Annotated in this window: 15 protein-coding genes and 1 pseudogene; 9 read left to right on the forward strand and 7 right to left on the reverse strand. The window is 67.2% G+C overall.

Translation table 11 applies throughout. The annotated features are described in order from the left end of the window. Positions 1 to 55: 55 nt before the first annotated feature. Positions 56 to 1636, forward strand: a complete 1581-nt coding sequence (locus ACZ5EF_RS04655) for a serine/threonine-protein kinase (protein ID WP_346063818.1) — start codon at positions 56 to 58, stop codon at positions 1634 to 1636. Here the strand turns inward: ACZ5EF_RS04655 and ACZ5EF_RS04660 are convergent. Then, positions 1596 to 2528 (reverse strand): alpha/beta fold hydrolase, encoded by a 933-nt coding sequence (locus tag ACZ5EF_RS04660; RefSeq protein WP_346063817.1) that lies wholly within the window; start codon positions 2526 to 2528, stop codon positions 1596 to 1598. The two genes, ACZ5EF_RS04655 and ACZ5EF_RS04660, sit on opposite strands and share 41 nt — an antisense overlap. Positions 2529 to 2564: 36 nt before the next feature. Here ACZ5EF_RS04660 and ACZ5EF_RS04665 point away from each other — a divergent pair, with 36 nt between their 5' ends. Next, complete coding sequence (locus tag ACZ5EF_RS04665; RefSeq protein ID WP_346063816.1) at positions 2565 to 4355, forward strand: caspase family protein; 1791 nt, start codon at positions 2565 to 2567, stop codon at positions 4353 to 4355. Between the two features lie 46 nt (positions 4356 to 4401). Beyond that, the gene (gene fusA / locus ACZ5EF_RS04670; protein ID WP_346063815.1) at positions 4402 to 6450 is read left to right on the forward strand and encodes an elongation factor G; all 2049 of its coding nucleotides are present in this window, start codon (positions 4402 to 4404) and stop codon (positions 6448 to 6450) included. A gap of 166 nt (positions 6451 to 6616) precedes the next feature. On the opposite strand, the gene ACZ5EF_RS04675 is transcribed toward fusA, so the two are convergent. Further along, a complete protein-coding gene (locus tag ACZ5EF_RS04675; protein WP_346063814.1) occupies positions 6617 to 7576 on the reverse strand; it encodes a quinone oxidoreductase family protein in 960 nt (319 codons plus the stop codon). A gap of 135 nt (positions 7577 to 7711) precedes the next feature. Next, on the reverse strand, positions 7712 to 8080 hold the full coding sequence (locus ACZ5EF_RS04680; protein ID WP_346063813.1) for a winged helix-turn-helix transcriptional regulator: 369 nt from the start codon (positions 8078 to 8080) through the stop codon (positions 7712 to 7714). Positions 8081 to 8412: 332 nt separating this feature from the next. Here ACZ5EF_RS04680 and ACZ5EF_RS04685 point away from each other — a divergent pair, with 332 nt between their 5' ends. Together ACZ5EF_RS04685 and ACZ5EF_RS04690 are read left to right on the forward strand one after the other, a co-directional pair. Beyond that, positions 8413 to 9327, forward strand: a complete 915-nt coding sequence (locus ACZ5EF_RS04685) for a pirin family protein (protein ID WP_346063812.1) — start codon at positions 8413 to 8415, stop codon at positions 9325 to 9327. Between the two features lie 407 nt (positions 9328 to 9734). After that, positions 9735 to 10433 carry an isochorismatase family protein gene (locus tag ACZ5EF_RS04690; protein ID WP_346063811.1) on the forward strand — a complete coding sequence of 233 codons (699 nt, stop codon included), beginning with the start codon at positions 9735 to 9737 and terminating at the stop codon, positions 10431 to 10433. Positions 10434 to 10621: 188 nt separating this feature from the next. Here ACZ5EF_RS04690 and ACZ5EF_RS04695 read toward each other — a convergent pair whose 3' ends face one another. From ACZ5EF_RS04695 to ACZ5EF_RS04705, 3 genes are all read right to left on the reverse strand, one after another. Beyond that, complete coding sequence (locus ACZ5EF_RS04695) at positions 10622 to 11311, reverse strand: pirin family protein (protein ID WP_346063810.1); 690 nt, start codon at positions 11309 to 11311, stop codon at positions 10622 to 10624. Between the two features lie 161 nt (positions 11312 to 11472). Next, positions 11473 to 12603 carry a CapA family protein gene (locus tag ACZ5EF_RS04700; protein WP_346063809.1) on the reverse strand — a complete coding sequence of 377 codons (1131 nt, stop codon included), beginning with the start codon at positions 12601 to 12603 and terminating at the stop codon, positions 11473 to 11475. Positions 12604 to 12645: 42 nt separating this feature from the next. Then, entirely contained in the window at positions 12646 to 13422 is a 777-nt protein-coding gene (locus ACZ5EF_RS04705) for a Mut7-C RNAse domain-containing protein (protein ID WP_346063808.1), read from the reverse strand. Between the two features lie 199 nt (positions 13423 to 13621). On the opposite strand from ACZ5EF_RS04705, the gene ACZ5EF_RS04710 reads away from it, so the two are divergent. Beyond that, positions 13622 to 15277: a putative bifunctional diguanylate cyclase/phosphodiesterase gene (locus ACZ5EF_RS04710; RefSeq protein ID WP_346063807.1), complete on the forward strand. Its 1656-nt coding sequence runs from the start codon at positions 13622 to 13624 to the stop codon at positions 15275 to 15277. Between the two features lie 57 nt (positions 15278 to 15334). On the opposite strand, the pseudogene ACZ5EF_RS04715 reads toward ACZ5EF_RS04710, so the two are convergent. After that, positions 15335 to 16227, reverse strand: a pseudogene (locus tag ACZ5EF_RS04715) (DMT family transporter). Positions 16228 to 16360: 133 nt separating this feature from the next. On the opposite strand from ACZ5EF_RS04715, the gene ACZ5EF_RS04720 reads away from it, so the two are divergent. The 3 genes from ACZ5EF_RS04720 to ACZ5EF_RS04730 are packed head-to-tail and all read left to right on the forward strand — an operon-like array spanning position 16361 to position 18168. Continuing rightward, positions 16361 to 16651 (forward strand): hypothetical protein, encoded by a 291-nt coding sequence (locus tag ACZ5EF_RS04720; RefSeq protein WP_346063806.1) that lies wholly within the window; start codon positions 16361 to 16363, stop codon positions 16649 to 16651. A 19-nt stretch (positions 16652 to 16670) separates the two neighbouring features. Continuing rightward, positions 16671 to 17303, forward strand: a complete 633-nt coding sequence (locus tag ACZ5EF_RS04725; RefSeq protein WP_346063805.1) for a LysE family translocator — start codon at positions 16671 to 16673, stop codon at positions 17301 to 17303. Between the two features lie 22 nt (positions 17304 to 17325). After that, positions 17326 to 18168 (forward strand): MOSC domain-containing protein, encoded by an 843-nt coding sequence (locus ACZ5EF_RS04730; protein WP_346063804.1) that lies wholly within the window; start codon positions 17326 to 17328, stop codon positions 18166 to 18168. Positions 18169 to 18193: the final 25 nt, after the last annotated feature.

Below are 18193 nucleotides of genomic sequence, written 5' to 3' on the forward strand. Positions count from 1 at the left end.
CGTGGAGTGAGGTGGTGGATCGAGCTCGTGTACCGGAACCTGATGGGGCCCGCTGATGAAAGACCGGAAGAACGACGAGTCTGGTGCCGCCGCCGACCGCGGCGATGCCGAACAGCGAACCCGCTTGCCGGGCGGTATCGCCGAGGGTGACGCGGCATCATCCGATGAGGCCACCCGGGTGGGGGGCTCAGACGAGGAGGCGACCCGGCTGGCCGGTAGGGACGAAAACAGGGGCGAAGGAGCCTCCGCCCAGACCGGCGGAACGGTATCCAACTGGTCGCGGCCGGAGTTCTGGGGGGAGCCCGCCGCGGGGGCCATCGGCCCGGGGTCCGTGATCAAGGAACGCTTCGTGCTCGAGTCGCTGCTCGGGCAGGGCGGCATGGGCTCGGTCTACAAGGCCCGCGACCTGCGCAAGGAAGAGGCCCAGGACAGCCAGCCCCATGTGGCCCTGAAACTGCTCAGCGACGAGTTCCGCCAGCATCCCGACTCCCTGGTGGCGTTGCAGCGCGAGGCCAAGAAGGCCCAGCGCCTCGCCCATCCGAACATCGTCACCGTCTACGACTTCGACCGCGACGGCACCCGGGTCTTCATGACCATGGAGTATCTGCAGGGCGAGCCGCTGGACGTGGTCATCCGCCGCCGCGGCGCCGTCGGCGGCCTGCCCCGCAAGGAGGCGTTGCAGATCATCGAGCGCATGTCGCGGGGCCTGGCCTATGCCCATCAGGAGGGCTTCGTGCATTCCGACCTCAAACCGGGCAACGTCTTCCTGACCCGGGAGGGTAACGCCAAGATCCTCGACTTCGGCATCGCCAGGGCCGCGCGCGTGCAGGCCGGATCGGAGGACGGCGAGCACACCCGCTTCGACCCGGCCACCATCGGGGCCATCACCCCGGCCTATGCCAGCCCGGAAATGCTCGCCGGCGAGGTGCCGGAACCCGCCGATGATGTCTATGCGCTGGGCTGTGTCGCCCATGAGTTGCTGACCGGCCTGCATCCCTACCGGGACGCCTCCGGACGCAAGCTGCCGGCCGACGAGGCGGCCCGCCGGGGCCTGAGGCCACCGGTGTTGCACCGGGTACCCAAGCGGGTGTCGCGGGCCATCGCCGCCAGCCTGGCCTTCGACCGGGCGGAGCGTCTGGCCGACGCCGGCCAGTTCCTGCAGGCCATTCAGCCGCCTGCCAAGCTAGGCCGGACCGTGATCGCCGCGCTCGGGGTTCTGGCGCTGGGGGCCCTGATCTCCTGGTGGCTGCTGATCCGCGAGAGCGACCTCCTGGTGACCCTGGATGACCTGCCGCCGAGCCTCGAGACCTCCCGGGAGCACCTTATCCAGGGCAATGAATTCTTCGAGGCCGGCGACATCCCCCAGGCCCATCGTCATTACACCCTGGCCTGGGAGCAGGTGGCGGAGCGGGAGGACATCGGCGGCCGGGATCGCAACCGCCTGCGGGTGCTGGTGGACCGGCGCACCGATGCGGTGATGGATCACTACCTGCGCGAGGCGCAGCGCGACGACCTGGATGAGTTCTCGCTGGAGCTGCTGCGTATCAGCCTGGAGTCCCTGGCGCGCTCCGAACTGGGCACACGCCGGGAGCGGCTCAACGAGGCCATCGAGGAACTCGATGCCCGCCTGGAGTAATCTCCAGCGCTTCGTCCGGGCTCTGCCGCAGCCTTTCCAGAAACCCAGGCCACGCCTCGACCCAGCAGCAACGGTGGTCGAAGCCGTCGACCACCTCCACCCGGGCCTGGGGATCGTGGCGGGCGCCCCGTTGTACCAGGGCCGCCGGTATCACCGGATCCTCCGAACCGACCAGGTGCCATTGCCGGATTCCGGCATCCAGGGGCGGTGCCTCGGCGAGGCGCAGCGAGCCCTCCAGGGGCAGGTAGCCATGGTGGCGTGTCCAGGCCGCATGATCCAGGTTGGCGGCGATGGTGACCAACGCCCGGACATCGTCTCGGCGCCCGGCCAGCAGGCGCGCCAGCAGGCCGCCACCGCTGTGGCCGATCAGCACCAGGCCGTCGATCTGCCATTCCGCCACCAGGCGGTCGAGGGCCCGGTCCATGGCGTCAACCACGGCCTCGCCGTAGCGCTGGTCGGTCCACAGCCGGGGCTGGCAGGCCGGATCCGGCGGGTGGCGGGCGTAGCAGGGCCGGTGCAGCAGCAGCCGCGGTCCCGGGTCGCGATCCATCAATTCGAGCGCCAAGGGCCGGCGCGGCGTGGGGTCCCGGCTCGGATAGCGGCCATGCTCCCAGGGGGTGCCGTCTCCGGTTAGGTAGACGTGCCACGGCCGTGGTGACGGCCGCGCGCCGGAGGGCCGATAGACGGTGAGCCGGAAGGGCGGGGCCGGGACACTGTCGACTCCATAGGCGCGTGCCTCGGCGGCATCATTGTGGCGCTGGGCCGGACTGGAGCAGGCCGCGACAAGCACTATACTGATCAGCAGGCTTGCGAGCCGTGTCAGCTTGCCGCGACATATCCGCCGAAGGAGGCCGAGACTCGGCGGGGTCGAGGTGGAGACGGTGCGATCCATCAATAAAAGCCTGACGCCTTGGGCAGGGAGAGTCTCGTGAAATCCGTACATGCACCCGATCATAGCCCGGCCTTCCGCAAGCGTCTTTCCCATCTTTCAGCGGCCTGTGTGGCGGGGAGTGTGCTGCTGCTCGCCGGCTGTGCCCCCAATGGCGCCATGGTCGGGGCGGACCTCGCCGCCCGGGCCGACTCGGTGGACGACCTCTATATCGTCGATTGCCTGCTGACGGGGCAGGTGCGGCGCCTGGGGCAGCGGACCACCTTCCTCACGCCGCGTCGGGCGATACGCACCACCGCGCAGGATTGCCGTATCCGCGGTGGGGAGTACGTCGCCTATGACCGTGCCGACTACCGCACGGCCTTGAACGTCTGGCTGGAGCCGGCCGAGGCCGGCGACCCGGAAGCCCAGAACTACGTGGGCGAGATCTTCGAGAAGGGCCTGGGAACGGAGCCGGACTACGTCTCCGCCGCGACCTGGTATCGACGTGCCGCCGACCAGGGCTATGCCCGTGCCCAGATCAACCTGGGGTTCCTCTACGAGCAGGGCCTGGGCGTCGCGCAGGACCGGGCCCGGGCCCTGAACCTGTATCGTCGGGCCTCCGGCGCGGTCGAGGATCCCCTGGTCTATCGCTCCGACGTGACCGCCGAAATGGAGGAACTACGGGCGCGGCTCGGCGCCCAGGCGGAACAGGCCGAGCGGCAGGCCCAGAGCCTTCAGCAGCAACTCCAGGGCCTGCGCCGGGAGCGGGACGAGCTGCAGCGGCGCCTGGCGCAAGCCCAGGCCAGTGCGGCCGACACGCAGGCCCAGGCCCGGGCCCGGGAGCTGGCCGCGCAACTGGAGGCCGCCCGTGGCCGGGTCGACAGCCTGGAATCCCAGGTTCAGCGCGCCAGTCAGGAGCGGGAGGCGCTGGTGGCCCAGATGCGTGAGCTGCCGGAAGCGGAGTCCCAGGCCAGGCCCGAGCCCGCCGCCGAGCCGGAACCGGAGTCTCGGGCCCAGGCCAGCCCCGAGCCGGAGCCCGCCGCGCCCGGGCCGGCCAGCGTTGCCGGCCTGGACTTCGGGCGCTACTACGCGCTGGTGATCGGCAATCAGGAGTACCAGTTCCTGGACGACCTGGAGTCGCCGCTGACCGATGCCCAGCGCCTCCGCCAGGTGCTGCAGAATCGCTACGGCTTCAACGTGATCTTCCTGCCGAATGCCAACCAGGTGCAGATCCTGTCGGCGCTCAACGATCTCCATGGCCGGATGACCGAGCGGGACAACCTCTTGATCTACTACGCCGGCCACGGCAACCGCTCGAACCGCGAGGATGGTCGGCGGCAGCGTAGCTACTGGCTGCCCGTGGATGCCGAGGCGGAGCGCCTGGTGCGCTGGATCAATAACGCCGTGGTCAGCGACCATCTCGACCGGATCCAGGCACGCTCCATCCTGGTGCTGGCCGATTCGGTGTTTGCCAGCGGCATGGCCTCGGACTCCAGTTCCCTGCTGCTGGGCAGTGGCCAGCAGCAACTGAGCGACGACGAGATTCGTGCCGGGTTGCAGCGCCGCGCCCGTATCGTCATCTCCTCGGGCGGCGAACGGCCGGTGCCCGACCTGACCGACAGCCCCCACTCCCTCTTCTCCCGGTCACTGATCGAGGTGCTGGAGAGTAACCAGGGCGTGATGCGCGAGAACATGCTGTTTGCCCAGGTGGCCGTCAATGTGCGCAGGAGGGCATCCGGTGCGGGGGGGGCGCAGACGCCGGAGATGCGCCCGATACGCGCGGCGGGTCATGAAGGCGGAGACTTCTATTTCGTGCCGGTGGCGGGGCAGCGGGTGGCCTCGCGGTGACCCGATAGGAATCGGGGTTCTCCGACCACCGCCTGGAGGGAAACCGATGAGCGATGTCGAACGAAACCCCGAACGGATCCGCAATATCGCCCTGACCGGCTTGGCGGGGGTGGGCAAGACTCGCCTGGCCGAGGCGCTGCTGGCCGCCGCCGGGGAAGTGGAGACCGCCGACCCGCCCAAGGGGGCGCCCCCGGGGGAGTCCCAGGCACCGGCGGCGACCCCGCAGCACTCCATCACCGCCGCCCCCCTGAGCCTCGCCTGGGAGGGGACCTGGATCAACCTGATCGATACCCCCGGCTACGCCGATTTCCAGGGCGCGGTGCTCTCCATCCTGCCCGCCGTGGAGACGGTGGCGGTGGTGATCGACGCCGAGCGCGGCGTCGATGCCATGGCCCGGCGCATGATGGCCTGGGCCGAGGAGCGCGGCCTGTGCCGACTGATCATCGTCAACCGTATCGATGCGGCCCCGTCGCGACTGCCGACGCTGCTGGAGACCCTGCGCGAGCAGTTCGGGTCCCAGTGCCTGGCCCTCAATCTGCCGGCCCAGGGGGCGACCCGGGTGGTCGACTGCTTCTTCACCCCCGAGGGGGAGGCGGACTTCGCCTCGGTGGCCGAGGCCCACGAGCGGCTGGTGGACCAGGTGGTGGAGCTGGACGACGAGCTGATGGCGCTCTACCTGGAGCAGGGCGAGGCCCTGGCCCCGGAGCAGCTTCATGACCCCTTCGAGGCGGCCCTGCGCCAAGGTCATCTGGTGCCGGTGTGCTTCGTCTCGGCGGCCGAGGGCGTCGGGGTCGAGGCGCTGCTGGAGGTCTTCGCGCGGCTGATGCCCAACCCCCGGGAGGGTAACCCGCCCCCTTTCCTGCGTGTCGAGGCCGGGGGCGAGACGGCGTTCCCGGCGCGGCCGGATCCCCAGGCCCATGTGCTGGCCCATGTGGTGCGCATCGAGCACGACCCTTACCTGGGCAAGGTGGCGCTGTTTCGGGTCCACCAGGGCACCGTCAGCCGCGATACCCGGCTGTTCGCCGGCGAGGCCCGCAAGCCCTTCCGGGTCGGCACCCTGCTGCGCTTCCAGGGCCGCCGGACCCGGGAGGTGGCGCGCTGCGGACCCGGTGAGCTCTGCGCCCTGACCAAGGTGGAGGAGGCGACCCTGGACAGCGTGCTCCACGACTCCCACGACGAGGACTCTATCCGCCTGCGCCCGGTGGTCCTGCCGGCGCCGGTGTTCGGCCTGGCCATCCAGGCCACCCGCCACGGTGACGAGCAGCGCCTCTCCGAGGCGCTCGCCAAGCTGGTGGAGGAGGATCCGGGGCTCGAGGTGGCCCAGGACGGCGTGACCCAGGAGACGGTGCTGCGCGGCCTCGGCGAGCTGCACCTGCGTACCGCCCTGGAGCGGCTCGCCCAGCGTTTCAAGGTGGAGGTGGAAACCAGCACGCCCTCCATCGCCTACCGCGAGACCATCGCCGCCGGCGCCGAGGGGCACCATCGGCACAAGAAGCAGAGCGGCGGCGCCGGTCAGTTCGGCGAAGTGTTCCTTAAAGTCGAGCCGCTGCCCCGCGGGGCCGGCTTCGAGTTCACCGACACCATTCGCGGCGGCGCCATTCCCTCGTCGCTGCTGCCGGCGGTGGAGAAGGGAGTGCGCCAGGCCCTGGCCGGCGGCGCGGTGGCGGGCTACCCGCTGCAGGACCTGCGCGTCACCGTGCTCGACGGCAAGACCCACCCGGTGGATTCCAAGGAGATCGCCTTCGTGATCGCCGGCCGCAAGGCATTCCTCGAGGCGGTGCGCCAGGCCAATCCCCTGGTGCTGGAGCCCCTGGCCGAGCTCTCCGTGGAGGCGCCGGGGAACGCCATGGGCGACCTGACCGCCGACCTGACGGCCAGCCGCGGGCGCATCCTCGACACCCGGACCCTGGGCGACCAGGTCAGCCTCCAGGCCCTGGTGCCGCTGGCCGAGGTGCTCGACTACCCCAGCCGCCTCAATGCCCTGAGCGGTGGCGCCGGCACCTACGGCCTGCGTTTCAGCCACTATGAGCCGGCCCCGGAGAGCGTGCAGCAGCGGCTGATCAAGGCGTATCGACCCAAGGAGGAAGAGAGCTGAAGGCCCAGCGCAGGCGGTTGGCCGTCGGAAACCCAGAGGGTCAAGGGCGACATCGTGGGCAGCGAGAGGGGATCGGGAGTGCAGCCAGCCATCAGTAGATACTGAGGGGGTAGAGCCATCGCCAAGAGCCGTAACTGACAGGCCTCTGTCCTGCGGATGCATGACCTCAGGGAATCAGGATGACCTTGTCGGAGCCTCCCGAGTCGATGTCGCGATAGGCGGCCGCCGCATCCGCTAATGGCAACTCCGTGAGGTCGCCAGGGATCGGGAGGGTCCCCTCCTCGAAGGCGGTGCCGATGTGTTCGCGCATCCTGGCACACGCCTCCAGGCTATAGAGCAAGGAGTTGATGCCGATGATCGAGCCACCGCGCCGGTAGAGGTCGAGCACCGGCGTGTCGACCTTTCCATCGACCGGTGCGGCTATCACCAGGATTCGCCCAAAGGGGGCAAGGCTATTGACCGCTGCCGGTAGCCAGAAGCCGGTGGTATCGAAGATGACGTCGGGCGGCGAGGACGCGAAGCGCTGCTTTACCTGCTCCGGCAGTTGGGCGGCATCGCTCAACGGCATCACCTCGATCCCTTCGGCTTCCAGCTCCCGGATGACCTCGGCGCGGCGTGCCGCGACCACCACTCTGGCCCCCCTGGCCGTGGCCAGGGCCTGCGCGGCTCTGGCCACCGCGCCGGCGCCAAGGATCAGCAGGCGGGTCCCGTCCTGGACCCCGCCGCGTTCCAGGGCATCCCAGGCGGTGATATAGGGCACGCCGCAGGCGGCTGCCTGGGCAAAGGAGAGGGCTTCGGGCTTGGGCGCCACCGCCTTGGCCGGCACGGCCACATACTGGGCATGGCAGCCGTCGCGGTTGAAGCCGAAGCCCTTGCCGGTACCGCCCCAGACAGCCTTTCCCATCAGCTCGGGCGGGCCTTCTACCACCACGCCGGCGAAGTCTCGTCCGGGAATGCGCGGCAGGGTGGTGTAGGAGAAGCGTCCCAGGACATTCTTCACGTCGCTGGGATTCAGCCCTGCCGCCCGCACCTCGACCAGCACCTCGCCAGTGGCCGGGGTCGGGGTGGGAAGCTCGAGCCACTGCAGCGAGTCGAGGCGGGTCGCAGAAAATTGTATGGCTTTCATAAGGGACCTCGAGAACGGTGGGCGGGCTCGTCAGGGGCTCGGCCTCGTCAGGGGCTCAGCATAGCCCGATTCAATAGTGGCTGCCCGCCTAGGCGCAAGGACCCTTGGGCGCCGCCATCGCTTCGTCTGTCCCGGCTACTCCGGGGGCAGCTTGTCGGTGATCCGACCGAGCCGTTTGAGACCGTCATGCAGCTCGGTCCCGACCTCGGTCAAGCCGTAGGTCACCTTGGGAGGCACCCCCTCTTCGTGGCATCGCCATATCAGCCCGGTGTGCTCCATGAATCGGAGGCGCTCGGTCAATACCTTGGCTGAGATGCCCTCGATAACGGTGCGCAGGTCGCCGAAGCGCAAGGGCCTTCCCTCACCCAATACCCAGAGCACCTGAAGGGTCCAGGTGCCTCGCAGCAAGCGTCCCAGCCGCTCTAGGGGGCAGGTTTTCGCCGATATCTCAGGGGGGTGGGCAGGATTGGTGAGGATGGACTGAAGGGAAGTGTCGCTGTTCATGATCACCTGCTCGGTGGGGGGCTGAGGCCTAGTCACCATTTGGTAACTACTACCGCCAATGTCTAGTGTTCTAGTCACGATTGTAGTCGGGGCGCCTCAGGGCCGCTGCACGCTCTGTCGTGGGGCTGCGTGGCCCGGTGGGGCGAGGGCACGCTTAGCTAGGCTCACCGGTGGGGCAGGGGCGCCATCGGAGAGGGCAGGCGACTGCGTTGAGTTGACCGTCCGATCGCGGCGATCGGGAGGTGGTTGGTAGGGGGATGCTATTTCCATGGTGGTTGCGCTTGCTTCACCTTTTGAGTGAAGCATTTCATGCCTAAGGATGAGATATCACGATGAGCAATCAGGCAATACAAGCCGAGCAAGAGTGTCGCTTCCAGCATTCCTGTGGTGCGATCGAGCTATTGATCGAGCCCATCGAGAAGGATCTGGGAGATTTTTCGGCCCGTCGTGTCCTGCCGTCGATCGAGAGGAAGATGGTTGGACCATGGATCTTCTTCGATCATATGGGGCCCGCCGATTTCTCGCCGGGGCGGGGCATCGATGTGCGCCCTCATCCTCACGTCAACTTGGCGACGGTGACCTACCTGTTCGAAGGGGAGATCTTGCATCGAGACTCTCTGGGCAGCCTTCAGTGCATTCGTCCCGGTGATATCAACCTGATGGTTGCCGGCCACGGCATCGTCCACTCGGAGCGGGAGCGGCCGGAGGTGCGCCGTGTAGCACATCGCCTCCATGGGCTGCAGCTATGGCTGGCATTGCCCGAGAAGGACGAAGAGATCGATCCCGCCTTCTACCATTATCCCACGAAGGATATTCCGGACACCCTGGCTGGAGATGTTCCGGTGAGGGTCATGATGGGAGCCGCCTATGGGGTCGTCTCGCCAGTAAAGACCTTCGCCGAGACGCTCTATGTTGAGGCCCATCTACAGCCGGGGCAGACCCTTAGCGTACCGGATGCCGAAGAGCGGGCGGTCTATGTGGCCAAGGGGGAAGTGACGGCGCGAGGTACCGTTATTCCGGAGTATTCCATGGCCGTATTCGGACAGGAGAGCGGCATCATCCTCGAGGCGGTGAGGGAATCGCGTATCGCAATTATCGGCGGCGAGGCCCTTGGCGAGCGTTTCGTGGAGTGGAATTTCGTATCGAGTCGCCAGGAGCGGATAGAGCAGGCCAAGCAGGACTGGCAATCGGGCGCCTTTCCCAAGGTCCCGGGGGATGATAGTGAATATATTCCCTTGCCGGAGTGAGTCCTTGTCGGAGTGAGCCCCGCCATAAGCCTGAGTGGGGCTCTGCTTCGGCTTGTTCCCGGGAGATGATACGGCTTTGTCGTGGCAGACAAGGGCGACTCCTGCCATCGGGGAGACTTTTCTTTCAATAGATTCCTGTCATCCTTGGCGGGTGATTCTATTGTTTTGTGTGAGGATTTGTTGGGGTGCTCTCTTTTTTATGGTTACCATTTGGTAACTATACCACGAATGTACTAGCTTTAAGTGGTTCGATTTTAGTTCAGTAAAATCGTGATAAATGCGTTCTGATTCAATGGTGTTTTCGAAAAAATAAAGTAGTGAAAAACGTGAATAAGGAGAGCGTGATGAGATCCATGCCAGTACTCCCTGCTATCTCAAAAACCATACTAGGCCTATTGGTTGGCACGATGCTGTTCGCCTTCCAGGCACAGGCGCAGGAGGAACCGATCCCCGGGATTACTCGCCAACCTAGTGAGGCGGCGGCAGATGCTCTGATTGATCCTAATGACGTTGTGGTGCTCTTGCTCGACCACCAGACCGGCCTGTTCCAGACGGTCAAAGACATTCCCGTCGATGACCTACGGCGCAACACGGTTGCATTGGCCAGGATCGCGCAACAGATCGATGCACCGGTCATACTGACGGCATCGGAGCCGGACGGACCCAATGGCCCTTTGATGTCGGAATTTGATGAGGTGATACCCGATGCGACTTATGTCGCTCGGCAAGGCGAAGTCAGTGCTTGGGATAACGATGACTTCGTCAGGGCGGTGGAGGCCACCGGGCGCAGGACCTTGGTGATGGCTGGGGTATGGACTAGCGTATGCGTTGCATTTCCGGCCCTGCAGGCTCATGCGGATGGCTACAAGGTCTATGCGGTGATGGATGCATCAGGCGATCCCAGTGAGATGGCATCCAGGACCACCCTTGCTCGCTTCACGCAGGCGGGCATTATTCCGGTGACAACTAATGTGATGCTGAGCGGGCTCCACAGGACCTGGAACCGGGATGACGCCGCCGAGTGGGGGGCGCTGTATAGTGAGCTGGTGCCAAATTATCATGCGGTAAGCGAGAGCTACCAGCGTGCCCAGGAAGCCGCTAATTGAGCCCGGTTGCCGGGGCTCGGATGATCGATTTCCCGGGAGGCAACAAATAGCCGCTTGGGTACGGTGAGCAAACCAGGGGGGGCTTGAGGAAGGGAAGGTGGCATCCCGCTGGGGATAGCCACCTTCCCTTTTTACTCCGGGGCGCATGGCCCTGAATGCCTGCCATCAGCACAGCAGCCCCAGGCCGCTTACGCCAGGTCGAAGAGCAGGATCTCCGCGCCCTGCGTGTCGGTGACTTCGATGGGTTCGCCCGGTGCGAAGGCCGCGGCATCGCCAGCGGTCAGGCGCTGGCCGTTGACCTTGGCCTCTCCCCGCGCCATATGCAGCCAGGCATGGCGGACACTCGGCAGTGGTGCCTGCTCGCCGGCATCGAAGCGCCCCGAATAGAGGTTGATGTCCTGATTGATGCTGACCGAGCCATCGCGTCCCTCCCGGGAGGCGACCAGGCGCCACTGTCCCTGCCGCGCCTCGCTGGGAAAGCGCTTCTGCTCGTAACCGGGGGCGATGCCTCGCCGCTCGGGTTCGATCCAGATCTGCAGGAAGTGCAGTTCCTCGTCGGCGGAGTTGTTGAACTCGCTATGCACGACGCCCGTGCCCGCCGACATCCGCTGGACGTCCCCCGGGCGCATGGTCGCCCCATGGCCCATGCTGTCCTGGTGCGCCATCTCCCCCGCGAGGACGTAAGAGATGATCTCCATGTCCCGGTGGGGGTGGGCGCCGAAGCCTGCGCCGCCCTGGACCCGATCCTCGTTGATCACGCGCAGCGAGCGGAAGCCCATATGCTCGGGGTCGAAATAGTCGGCGAACGAGAAGGTGTGTCGCGAGCGCAGCCAACCGTGATCGGCATAACCGCGTTCAGCGGAGCGGCGTAGTTTCATCGGTGTCTCCTTCAACGGGTGGGGAGGATCGCTCCCCTATTGATAGTAAGCATGTTAATAGATTGGATTAGTCGAATAAAAGAGAGTTATTTTGCCAAAACCGTTTGCTTTTTTAGGATGATTTGCGACGGGCTTGCGACCCTGATTCCCACGATGGCGAGCTAGGCGAAGCTCCAGCCGAGGCGGCCGTCCGCACGGCGTTCCAGCGGCGGGCACTCTCCCGGGCGGTGCGTCGGGGTGTGGCGAGTGAGGGTCGCGGCCAGCCAGTCGGCCTCCTGGTGGGTAGCGTGCTCCAGACGGAAGCGTCGGCGGCGCAGCGGCGTCAGCCACAGCTCGCGCCATTCGCGGCGGCCGGTATGCCAGCGGCAACCCACCAGCACGGCCAGCTCCGGGAAGTGCTCCTCGTGGCCATGAATGCCCTCATAGTCGTTGATCAGGTCGCCGCAGCCGTAGAGGATCGGTCGGCCCCGGTAGCACTCCAGTCCCTTGGGATGGTGGGCAGAGTGGCCGTGAATCAGGTCGGCCCCGGCGTCGATCAGCCGCTGGGCCAGGCGCCGATGCTCGGCCGGTACCGCATGGCCCCAGTTGCCGCCCCAGTGCACCGAGGCCATGACGAGATCGCCGGGGCGCTTGTCGGCGGCGATGGCCCGAGCCATCGCCTCGTCTTCGGCCGTCACCAGGTTGACTCCCGAGCGGGTGGCGGTGGCCCGCCACTGCGCCGGGATACCGCTATCGGCGAGCCCCAGGCTCCAGAACAGTAGGCGCCCGCCGTGGGGCAGTGGCAGCACGGCCGGCCGGCTGGCCGCCGCGGCGTTCTCCCCGGCGCCGGCATGGGCGATGCCCGCCGCGTCCAGGCTCGCCAGGGTCTCGGCGAGTCCCTCCCGGTCCCAGTCCAGCACATGGTTATTGGCCAGGGCGCAGGCGTCGATACCCGCCGCGGTCAGGCAGCCGAGGTTGGCGGGATGCAGGCGGTAGTGGATGCCCTTGCCGGGCCAGGGGCGGTCCTTGGCCGTGATGGCGGTCTCCAGGTTGATCAGGCGCAGCGTGGCGCCGGACAGCTCCGCCAGGGCCTCGCCCCAGGGGTAGCCGAACTCGACGGGGCGGGGAATCTCGCCGCCGGCGCGCTCTGCCAGGCGCACATAGTCCCGGGCATCCCGCACCCAGGGCTCATGCAGGCGAGGGTCGCCGGGATGTGGCAGGACCTGGTCGATGCCGCGACCCAGCATCACGTCCCCGGCCAGCATCAGGGTCAGGCTACCGTCGGAAGCATGGGCAGGGGCGCTGGGACGCATGGCGAAGGTCCGGCAAGGTGTGTCTGAGGGGGGCGGCGCCCCTTATCTGGAGGATAGCGGACCCCGGGGTGGCCGATGGAGGCTGGCCACCAGCTCGCGCATCCGCGGCAGGTGGCTGCCGTGCCAGTAGAGCCGGTCGCAGTCGCGGCATCTCAGGAAGTGGGTCACATGGCGGCGGGTCAGTGGCTCCAGGCGGTGCAGTACCTGCGCCTTGGGGACCGTCACGAGTCGCCCGTTGCAGTGGCTGCAGCGGGTGAAAGGGGCGAAGTGGTCATGGAGATCGAAGGCCGCGCAGACTTCCTCGAGCTGGCGGCGCGGGGCATCGGCGCGCACATAGTGGCCGAGCGTGATGCAGCGGCGCATCAGCAGGCGACGATCCCGGGTCAGCAGCACTCGCGCCTCCTCGGCGCTGCAGGCGGCCAGCTCGGCGTCATGCATGTCATTGCGGTAGCGGCAGTCGAAGCCCAGCAGGCGCAGGTAACCGGCCAGGCGGCCCAGGTGCACGTCCAGCACCCAGCGCGGCGGCAGGGTGGGCCGCGGGCGTAGATGATGGACGCGTATCAGGGCGGGGGTCTGCGACCAGGGGTAGACGTCGAGGCGTCGCGGGGCCCCCTCGGCGGGATCGAGGCGGTAGTCGAAGCCCACCGAGACGCCGTCGACGACGATGACATTGATCTCAGGATGGGGGATGCCCTGGGCCTCGATCAGGTCCTTGATCGAGGTGCGACGATCCAGGCACGAATACAGGGGGCGCCGGCGCCACGCCGGCGGCAGGAAGTCGTTCAGCTCGGCATGGACGTGGATCTCGATGCTGGTCATGGCGCCCTCCCGGAGCGACTCCTCTCAGGGTAGTCGCCGATCGGGTGACACCTCGAGGCACCTCGGGTACGGCCATATATCGATGTTGTGACAATCTTTAACTACATTTAGCAATACTAACAATAAAGTCACTGTCTGGAGTGGTGAGGGCGACATGGAGGAAGTGATCGAGTCGCGAGGGGAACGATGGCGGAGACGCGTGTGGCTAGGCAGCCTGTCGCAGGGGGTTCGTCATGCCGTGATGCTCGCCCTGCTGGGCCTGCTGTTGAGTCTCGGCACCCTGGCGGTCTATTTCACCGGGGGCACCCGCTATGCCACCCCCTACCTGATGCTGGTTCCGGTACTGCTGGCGGCGGCGGGCTATGGCCTGAGGGGGGCCCTGGCCACCGCCCTGGTGGCGGGGGGGCTGATGGCGCTGATGCCCCTGGACGTGGCCAGCCAGCAGCCCCAGCCCACCCTTAACTGGCTGATCCGCCTGTGCCTCTATCTGGTGATCGGCGGCGTGGCCGGTAGCCTCTTCGGCCTGTTGAGGCATGCCCACTCCGTCAGCGAGCGCCTGGCGCGCACCGATCCGCGCACCGGCCTGGCCAACCAGGTCGCCCTGGAGGAGGCCCTGAGGCGTCGCCTGGCCCAGGGCAGGCAGAGTGGTGTCGGCCTGATCCTGGTGCGCCTCACCGATATCGGCGATGTGCTGGAGGCCCTGGGCCCCGAGACCGCCGATGCCATGGTGATGGCCATGGGCGAGCGCCTGGGACGGCAGGACAGGCGCATCGTCGAGGTGTTCCGGTTCAGCAATTCCGAGCTCTACCTGCTGCTGGAGGGCGCCGGGCCCGCGGAGATCCGGGGGATCGCCATGCGCCTCGCCGAGGCCGGCGAGGAGAACTTGGTCGTTCAGGAGGTGCCGTTGCGGGCCCAACTGGTCATGGGCAGCAGCTGGCAGGCCACGGAGGCCACGACTGCCAGGGAGCTGATCCGCGAGTCGCGGGTCGCCATGCTGGCGGCCATGGAGAAGCACCGCCTGCATTGCCATTATTCCGCGGATCTGGCCCACGACAAGCGCGAGGCGCTGCAGCTGATCTCCCATGTGCGCCAGGATCTCGAGCGGGGGCGCTTCGAGCTGCACTTTCAGCCCAAGCTGCGGCTCGCCGATGGGCGAATCTGTGGCTGCGAGGGGCTGATCCGCTGGCGTGATGACCAGGGACGGCTGATCGCCCCGGGGCTCTTTATGCCCAAGGTGGAGCGCACCAGCCTGATCGCCCCGGTGACCCGCTTCGTGGCCGACCAGGCGTGCCGCTTCGCCGGTACCGTCGATGGTGTGGTCGGTATCAATATCTCGGTACGCAACCTGCATGATGGGGCGCTGCTCGACGAGCTGCTGGCCCTGTCCCGGCAGCATGGCATCGTCCCGGAGCGCCTGGAGGTGGAGATCACCGAGAGCTCCCTGATGCATGACCTGGTGACAGGCAAGTGGGCCCTGGAGCGGCTGCGGGGCCATGGCATCAGGGTCAGCATCGACGATTTCGGCACCGGTTTCTCCTCCTTCGAATACCTCCAGTATCTGCCGATCACCGGACTCAAGATCGACCGCGCCTTCATCAGGGGGCTCGATGGCGATTCCCCCTTCCACTTCCGCTCCCGGTGCCTGGTGGCTGGCCTGATCGATATGGGGCATGCCCTGGGCCTGGAGGTCATCGCGGAGGGCGTCGAGACCCTCGAGCAGCACCAGGCCCTGTGCCGGCTGGGCTGCGACCAGGCCCAGGGCTTTCTGTATACCAAGGCCCTGCCGGCCGCCGACTACCGGGCCTGGTATGGCCAGCACCGCCCCGCCGCCTGGCTCGAGATCGCCGATCGTTGACACTGAGGCCGGGGCGGGCCGGGATGCCGCCTATCGGCCGACGCTTTCCTCTTCTTCTCAGGGGCAGTCCAGGTCCCGCCCCGGGCGCCTCAGGCGCAGCAGGCCGGTGGCGATGGCGGTGCCCACCAGGGTGATGGCCATGCCGACGAGGATCTGCAGGCCGAGCCGTTCCCCCAGCAGCAGATAGCCCCATAGCAGGGCGCTGACCGGCACCAGGAAGGTCACCGTGGAAGTGGCGGTGGCCCCGGCGCTGGCGATCAGCCCGAAGTAGAGCAGGAAGGCGCCGGTGGTGCTGAAGGCGGCGAGCGCCAGGCCGTTGGCCCAGGCCAGGCCGCCGATCGGCTCCGTGGGCCATAGCCAGAGCCCCGGCAGCAGCAGGAGCAGCGCCGACATGGCCGAGCTGCCCGCCGCCAGGACCCGTACCGGCAGGTGGGCGAGGTAGGCCTTGGAGTAGTTGCTGGCCAGGCCGTAGCAGAAGGTGGCGCCGAGCACGGCGAGGATAAACCAGCCGTCGCCGCCCAGGGCGAAGTCGAGGCGATCCGCCGAGAGCACATAAACGCCGAAGAAGGCCAAAGCCAGCCCCAGGTATTGCTGGCGCTGGATCGGGGTGGCGAAGCAGAGCGCCCCCAGCAGGGCGGTGAAGATCGGCGTGGTGGCATTGATCAGGGAGGTGAAGCCCGCCTCCAGCCGGGTGGTGGCCAGGGCCAGCAGCGAGAAGGGCAGCACATGATTGACCAGGCCCAGCAGCAGCAGGCCCCCTTGTTCTGCCATACCAGGCGCAGGTAGCGCAGGCTGAGCAGCAGCGGAATCAGCAGCAGGGCCCCCACCCCCATGCGCACCAGGATCAAGGGCACCGGGCCGAACTCCGGCACCGCCACCCGCATAAAGATAAAGGAGAGCCCCCACAGCGAGGAGAGCAACAGCAGGCGCAGGGAATCGGCCGGTGACATAGGGGCTCCTCGTGGGGGCGGCTTGGGGACAACGCTTGCCGTGGCGTTGCCGCTGGGGGTTGGCGATGGCTCTGGTATAGGCGATGCCTCTGGTATAGTAGGGGGGCATCCCCAGGGAACACCAGATACGCCTATGTCAGCAGACCTGAATGACTTCGAGGAGAGCATCCGTCGCCAGATCGATGCCTTCACCAAGCCCAAGAAGACCCCGGCCCCCAAGCCACCGAAACCGGCGGTCAGTGCCCACCGCGTGGGCTACCGCGTCAAGCTGGCGGTACGCCCCCGGCAGCTCGCCCTGGATGAAGTCTTCGAGTACCAGTCCTCCAGCATCTCCAAGCTGGAGGCGCAGATGGAGGCCGAGAAGGCCGCCCGCAAGGCGGGCTATCCCATCATCGGTTACCTGATCGATATCGAACGCCTGTAACGGAAAGAGGAAGGGACTCATGGAGCCATGGACCTGGCTGACCTATGTGGGCGTGATCAGCGCCCTGATCATCTTTCCCGGCCCGGTGGCGCTGCTGTGCACTGCCCATGGGCTGCGCTTCGGCCGCCACCGTGCCACCGCCACGGTGCTGGGTGGCACCCTGGCCTCGCTGGTGATGATGACGCTCTCCGCCCTGGGGCTCGGCGCCATCCTGGCCACCTCCGAGGCCGCCTTCCAGGTCCTCAAGCTGGCGGGGGGCGCCTACCTGATCTTCCTCGGCCTACAGGCCTGGCTGGCCCGGCCCGAGGCGCCGACCCAGGAGGCCCCGGCGCCGGACGAGGCGGTCGGCACCTCGATTCCGCGACTGTTTCGCCATGGCTTCATGGTGGGGATCAGCAACCCCAAGGACCTGCTCTTCTTCGCGGCCCTGTTTCCCAACTTCATCAGCGTGGGCGAGCCGCAACTGCTGCAGTTCGCCATCCTGGCGCTGACCTGGCTGGTCATCGATACCAGCCTGATGTCCCTCTATGCCGCCATGGGCTCCGGCCTGGGGCGCTGGTTCGATCATCCCGGCCGGGTGCGGGCCTTCAATCGCGCCACCGGCGGACTCTTTATGGCGGCCGGGGGAACCCTGGTCGCCTCCAGCCAGTAGGTCTATCGCTCAGGAGTCGAGAATGCAGATCACCCAGGTTGCCATCTATCCGGTCAAGTCGCTGGGCGGCATCGCCCTGGACGCGGCCGAGCTCGGTCCCAGGGGGCTCGAGTGGGACCGTCGCTGGATGGTGGTGGACGAGGCCGGGCGCTTCGTCACCCAGCGCCAACTGCCCGGCATGGCGCGGATTCGCGTGCGCCTGGAGGACGCGGCCCTGGTGCTGGAGCACCCCGAGGCGGCGCCGCTGAGCGTGCCGCTGGCACCGCGGGAGCGGCCCCGTCGCCGGGTCGAGATCTTCAAGGATCGCTGCCCGGGCCTCGACGAGGGCGAGTCGGCGGCCGGCTGGCTGACCGAGGTACTGGGCCGCGTCAGGCAGCAGGGATTGAGGCTGGTGCGCTTTCCCGAGGCGCATCGCCGCGCGGTGGAACCCGACCACCTGCGCGCTGGCGAGCGGGCCCATACCGGCTTCGCCGATGGCTATCCCTTGCTGGTGGCCAACCAGGCGTCCCTGGACGCCCTCAACGCGGTGTTGCGGGGCAAGGGCCTGGACCCGGTGCCCATGGAGCGTTTCCGGCCCAATCTCGTCGTCGCCGCAAACGAGGCCTTCGCCGAGGATGGCTGGGAGAGCCTGGCGGCCGAGGGAGGGCGTTATCGCCTGGGGCTGCGCAAGCCCTGCAAGCGCTGCCAGATCCCCACCGTCGATCAGCTCAGCGGCGAGATCCCCCGCCCCGGCGAGCCGCTGCAGACCCTGATCGAGATGAAGACCCAGCCCCAGCTCAAGGGCGGTTACTTCGGCCAGAACGCCATCCTGCTGGCCGGCGAGGGGGAGATGCTGCGGGTGGGAGATCGACTAAGCGCCAGCTAAGCTGGGATCAGGGCCGCCGACCCAC

Source organism: Bisbaumannia salifodinae (assembly GCF_055388505.1).

What these genes read in the sequence shown, in the direction of transcription:
- ACZ5EF_RS04655 (WP_346063818.1), top strand. Translation starts at nt 56, where the DNA reads ATGAAAGACCGGAAGAACGACGAGTCTGGTGCCGCCGCCGACCGCGGC.
- ACZ5EF_RS04660 (WP_346063817.1), bottom strand. Translation starts at nt 2,528, where the DNA reads ATGGATCGCACCGTCTCCACCTCGACCCCGCCGAGTCTCGGCCTCCTT.
- fusA (WP_346063815.1), top strand. Translation starts at nt 4,402, where the DNA reads ATGAGCGATGTCGAACGAAACCCCGAACGGATCCGCAATATCGCCCTG.
- ACZ5EF_RS04675 (WP_346063814.1), bottom strand. Translation starts at nt 7,576, where the DNA reads ATGAAAGCCATACAATTTTCTGCGACCCGCCTCGACTCGCTGCAGTGG.
- ACZ5EF_RS04680 (WP_346063813.1), bottom strand. Translation starts at nt 8,080, where the DNA reads ATGAACAGCGACACTTCCCTTCAGTCCATCCTCACCAATCCTGCCCAC.
- ACZ5EF_RS04685 (WP_346063812.1), top strand. Translation starts at nt 8,413, where the DNA reads ATGAGCAATCAGGCAATACAAGCCGAGCAAGAGTGTCGCTTCCAGCAT.
- ACZ5EF_RS04690 (WP_346063811.1), top strand. Translation starts at nt 9,735, where the DNA reads ATGCTGTTCGCCTTCCAGGCACAGGCGCAGGAGGAACCGATCCCCGGG.
- ACZ5EF_RS04695 (WP_346063810.1), bottom strand. Translation starts at nt 11,311, where the DNA reads ATGAAACTACGCCGCTCCGCTGAACGCGGTTATGCCGATCACGGTTGG.
- ACZ5EF_RS04700 (WP_346063809.1), bottom strand. Translation starts at nt 12,603, where the DNA reads ATGCGTCCCAGCGCCCCTGCCCATGCTTCCGACGGTAGCCTGACCCTG.
- ACZ5EF_RS04705 (WP_346063808.1), bottom strand. Translation starts at nt 13,422, where the DNA reads ATGACCAGCATCGAGATCCACGTCCATGCCGAGCTGAACGACTTCCTG.
- ACZ5EF_RS04720 (WP_346063806.1), top strand. Translation starts at nt 16,361, where the DNA reads ATGTCAGCAGACCTGAATGACTTCGAGGAGAGCATCCGTCGCCAGATC.
- ACZ5EF_RS04725 (WP_346063805.1), top strand. Translation starts at nt 16,671, where the DNA reads ATGGAGCCATGGACCTGGCTGACCTATGTGGGCGTGATCAGCGCCCTG.
- ACZ5EF_RS04730 (WP_346063804.1), top strand. Translation starts at nt 17,326, where the DNA reads ATGCAGATCACCCAGGTTGCCATCTATCCGGTCAAGTCGCTGGGCGGC.